2 tRNA genes and 3 rRNA genes are annotated in these 5,150 nt (G+C 50.1%); all 5 read left to right on the top strand.

The annotated features are described in order from the left end of the window. Positions 1–86 precede the first annotated feature (86 nt). Positions 87–1,614, top strand: a 16S ribosomal RNA gene (locus RE317_RS20755). Between the two features lie 134 nt (positions 1,615–1,748). Continuing rightward, a tRNA-Ile gene (locus tag RE317_RS20750) sits at positions 1,749–1,822 on the top strand. A gap of 17 nt (positions 1,823–1,839) precedes the next feature. Further along, positions 1,840–1,913: transfer RNA gene (locus tag RE317_RS20745), tRNA-Ala, on the top strand. 143 nt (positions 1,914–2,056) lie between these two features. Further along, positions 2,057–4,944 (top strand): 23S ribosomal RNA (locus RE317_RS20740). Between the two features lie 78 nt (positions 4,945–5,022). Continuing rightward, positions 5,023–5,133, top strand: a 5S ribosomal RNA gene (gene rrf / locus RE317_RS20735). Together the 16S, 23S and 5S rRNA genes with 2 tRNA genes alongside form the textbook arrangement of a ribosomal RNA operon. Positions 5,134–5,150: the final 17 nt, after the last annotated feature.

Genomic DNA, 5,150 nt, shown 5'->3' with positions numbered 1-5,150 from the left:
AAAAAACAAGAACCGTCAATATTGATATTGATAGATTTGGAATCCTTGAGCAGATTATCAACTGAATAGTTGGAAAAGATATTATTACAATGAAGAGTTTGATCCTGGCTCAGGATGAACGCTAGCTACAGGCTTAACACATGCAAGTCGAGGGGCAGCATGGTCTTAGCTTGCTAAGGCCGATGGCGACCGGCGCACGGGTGAGTAACACGTATCCAACCTGCCGTCTACTCTTGGACAGCCTTCTGAAAGGAAGATTAATACAAGATGGCATCATGAGTCCGCATGTTCACATGATTAAAGGTATTCCGGTAGACGATGGGGATGCGTTCCATTAGATAGTAGGCGGGGTAACGGCCCACCTAGTCTTCGATGGATAGGGGTTCTGAGAGGAAGGTCCCCCACATTGGAACTGAGACACGGTCCAAACTCCTACGGGAGGCAGCAGTGAGGAATATTGGTCAATGGGCGCAGGCCTGAACCAGCCAAGTAGCGTGAAGGATGACTGCCCTATGGGTTGTAAACTTCTTTTATAAAGGAATAAAGTCGGGTATGTATACCCGTTTGCATGTACTTTATGAATAAGGATCGGCTAACTCCGTGCCAGCAGCCGCGGTAATACGGAGGATCCGAGCGTTATCCGGATTTATTGGGTTTAAAGGGAGCGTAGATGGATGTTTAAGTCAGTTGTGAAAGTTTGCGGCTCAACCGTAAAATTGCAGTTGATACTGGATATCTTGAGTGCAGTTGAGGCAGGCGGAATTCGTGGTGTAGCGGTGAAATGCTTAGATATCACGAAGAACTCCGATTGCGAAGGCAGCCTGCTAAGCTGCAACTGACATTGAGGCTCGAAAGTGTGGGTATCAAACAGGATTAGATACCCTGGTAGTCCACACGGTAAACGATGAATACTCGCTGTTTGCGATATACAGCAAGCGGCCAAGCGAAAGCGTTAAGTATTCCACCTGGGGAGTACGCCGGCAACGGTGAAACTCAAAGGAATTGACGGGGGCCCGCACAAGCGGAGGAACATGTGGTTTAATTCGATGATACGCGAGGAACCTTACCCGGGCTTAAATTGCAGATGAATTACGGTGAAAGCCGTAAGCCGCAAGGCATCTGTGAAGGTGCTGCATGGTTGTCGTCAGCTCGTGCCGTGAGGTGTCGGCTTAAGTGCCATAACGAGCGCAACCCTTGTTGTCAGTTACTAACAGGTTTCGCTGAGGACTCTGACAAGACTGCCATCGTAAGATGTGAGGAAGGTGGGGATGACGTCAAATCAGCACGGCCCTTACGTCCGGGGCTACACACGTGTTACAATGGGGGGTACAGAGGGCCGCTACCACGCGAGTGGATGCCAATCCCAAAAACCTCTCTCAGTTCGGACTGGAGTCTGCAACCCGACTCCACGAAGCTGGATTCGCTAGTAATCGCGCATCAGCCACGGCGCGGTGAATACGTTCCCGGGCCTTGTACACACCGCCCGTCAAGCCATGGGAGCCGGGGGTACCTGAAGTGCGTAACCGCGAGGAGCGCCCTAGGGTAAAACTGGTGACTGGGGCTAAGTCGTAACAAGGTAGCCGTACCGGAAGGTGCGGCTGGAACACCTCCTTTCTGGAGAGGACGAAAGATCGATAAGGTTTTTGTTCTTGTACTGCTGGTGTTGTTTATTCAAGATATGATTCCGTAATGATACGGAAGAGAGAAAGTAAGAAGCCGGGTCTAATCAAACAGACTAGGTTGAACTTAGTCCTATAGCTCAGTTGGTTAGAGCGCTACACTGATAATGTAGAGGTCGGCAGTTCAACTCTGCCTGGGACTACGAACGGAATCAAGTTCGGGGGATTAGCTCAGCTGGCTAGAGCATCTGCCTTGCACGCAGAGGGTCAACGGTTCGAATCCGTTATTCTCCACTCCATCGGAAACGTAAGAAACGAAGATGAACGATCTATGACATATTGTACAAGCAAACAGTAATTTTAGTAGTAAAGAGCTGAAAGTATATATCATCCCGCTACCAACGGAACGCAAGAACCGTTGTGTGAGTGAATGAATAAAGAAAGTAAAAAAGGGCGCATGGCGGATGCCTTGGCTCTCGGAGGCGATGAAGGACGTGATAAGCTGCGATAAGCTTTGGGGAGGTGCAAATGACCTTTGATCCAGAGATTTCCGAATGGGACAACCCAATATCTTGAAGAGGTATTATCCAACGTTGTTGGAGGCTAACGCAGGGAACTGAAACATCTTAGTACCTGCAGGAAAAGAAAATAAACAATGATTCCCCCAGTAGTGGCGAGCGAACGGGGAACAGCCCAAACCATCCATGTTACGGCATGGGTGGGGTTGTAGGACTACGTCATTGCATGAAGACATCAGAGAAGAACTTTCTGGAAAGAAAGACCATAGAGCATGACAGTTGCGTATTCGAATGTTGTCGAAGCATAGTAGTATCCTGAGTAGCGCGGAGCACGAGGAATTCTGCGTGAATCTGCCGGGACCATCCGGTAAGGCTAAATACTCCCGAGAGACCGATAGCGAACCAGTACCGTGAGGGAAAGGTGAAAAGCACTTCGAACAGAAGAGTGAAATAGTTCCTGAAACCGTGCGCCTACAAGCGGTCGGAGCTCGTTAATGAGTGACGGCGTGCCTTTTGCATAATGAACCTACGAGTTGCCTTTGCCGGCAAGGTTAAGTGTGACGACACACGTATCCGAAGCGAAAGCGAGTCTGAACAGGGCGTATAGTCGGCAGTGGCAGACGCGAAACCAAGTGATCTACCCTTGGCCAGGTTGAAGGCTGGGTAACACCAGCTGGAGGACCGCACCAATAAGCGTTGAAAAGCTTCTGGATGAGCTGAGGGTAGGGGTGAAAGGCTAATCAAACTTGGAGATAGCTCGTACTCCCCGAAATGCATTTAGGTGCAGCCTTGCGGGTTACTGATGTGAGGTAGAGCGACTGATAAGATGCGAGGGCTTCACCGCCTATCAAGTCTTGACAAACTCCGAATGCGCATCAGTTCTACCGCAGGAGTGAGGGCATGGGTGCTAAGGTCCGTGCCCGAGAGGAGAAGAATCCGGACCACCTGCTAAGGTCCCGAAATGACAGCTAAGTTAAACTAACGAAGTCTGACTGCTAAGACAGCTAGGATGTTGGCTTGGAAGCAGCCATTCATTTAAAGAGTGCGTAACAGCTCACTAGTCGAGGAGTCGGGCGTGGATAATAATCGGGTATCAAGTTGTCTACCGAAGCAGTGGGATCATTGATATGATCGGTAGGGGAGCATTCCAGTCAGCGTCGAAGGCGTACCGTGAGGTATTCTGGAGCGTCTGGAAAAGCAAATGTAGGTATAAGTAACGATAAAGGGGGCGGGAAACCCCCTCGCCGAAAGACTAAGGTTTCCTGATCAACGCTAATCGGATCAGGGTCAGTCGGGTCCTAAGGCTCAGCCGAACGGCGATGCCGATGGCAGAAACGGTTAATATTCCGTTACTACCTTCAGGAGTGACGTGGAGACGCAGTAGTGACAGTGCCGCCATCTGACGGAATAGATGGTTGAAGGGTGTAGGAGTCGATCATGGCAGGCAAATCCACCATGAGATCCGAACCTGATAGTATGCCGCGTCCTTCGGGACAAGGCAATAGTGCGCGTAAGCATGCTGCCGAGAAAATCCGCTAAACTTAATCCTGCAGGTACCCGTACCGCAAACGGACACACGTAGTCGGGATGAATATTCTAAGGCGCTTGAGTGATTCACGGTTAAGGAACTAGGCAAACTGACCCTGTAACTTCGGGATAAAGGGTCCCTACCCTTTTATGGGAGGGCGCAGAGAATCGGTCCAGGCAACTGTTTAACAAAAACACAGGGCTGTGCCAAATCGAAAGATCCAGTATACAGCCTGACACCTGCCCGGTGCTGGAAGGTTAAGAGGAGATGTCATCGATAAGAGAAGCGTTGAATTGAAGCCCCAGTAAACGGCGGCCGTAACTATAACGGTCCTAAGGTAGCGAAATTCCTTGTCGGGTAAGTTCCGACCTGCACGAATGGTGTAATGATCTGGACGCTGTCTCAACCGTGAGCTCAGTGAAATTGTAGTATCGGTGAAGATGCCGATTACCCGCGATGGGACGAAAAGACCCCGTGAACCTTTACTATAGCTTATCATTGAATCTGGGCACGTGATGTGTAGGATAGGTCGGAGGCTTTGAAGCAGGTACGCCAGTATTTGTGGAGCCGCTGTTGAAATACGACCCTTTATTTGTTTGGATTCTAACCCGTGGAACGGGGACATTGATTGGTGGGTAGTTTGACTGGGGTGGTCGCCTCCAAAAGCGTAACGGAGGCTTCTAAAGGTGCCCTCCGGCCGATTGGTAACCGGCCTTAGAGTGTAATGGCATAAGGGCGCTTGACTGGGAGACTGACAAGTCGATCAGGTAGGAAACTAGAGCATAGTGATCCGGTGTTTCCGTATGGAAGGGACATCGCTCAAAGGATAAAAGGTACTCCGGGGATAACAGGCTGATCCCTCCCAAGAGCTCATATCGACGGAGTGGTTTGGCACCTCGATGTCGGCTCGTCACATCCTGGGGCTGGAGAAGGTCCCAAGGGTTGGGCTGTTCGCCCATTAAAGTGGCACGCGAGCTGGGTTCAGAACGTCGTGAGACAGTTCGGTCTCTATCTATCGTGGGCGCATGAAATTTGCGTGGCTCTGACACTAGTACGAGAGGACCGTGTTGGACAGACCTCTGGTTTGCCGGTTGTGCCGCCAGGTGCATTGCCGGGTATCTAAGTCTGGATCGGATAAGTGCTGAAAGCATCTAAGTACGAAGCCGGCCACAAGATTAGATTTCTCAGGGTCGTTGTAGACTACGACGTTGATAGGATGCAGGTGTAAAGATGGAGACATCAAAGCCGAGCATTACTAATTGCCCGTTCACTTTCTTTATATGTCGGATGGTGTATACCTTTGGTTTTTACTACAGAATGAAATTACGATAACAGCTCAACAATATGTCAACCTTATTCAGGTGGCTATAGCACAAGGGTTCCACCTCTTCCCATTCCGAACAGAGAAGTTAAGCCTTGTCACGCCGATGGTACTGCGTCACAGTGGGAGAGTAGGTAGCCGCCGTTTTGATTGAAGCCTCCGGA

The sequence above is a fragment of the Phocaeicola sp. GP0067 genome, assembly GCF_031119655.1.
In the GTDB taxonomy this organism is placed as follows: Bacteria; Bacteroidota; Bacteroidia; order Bacteroidales; family Bacteroidaceae; genus Phocaeicola; species Phocaeicola vulgatus.
Note: the sequence above shows the minus strand (reverse complement) of the source record. Positions and strands in the feature narration are given on the sequence as shown.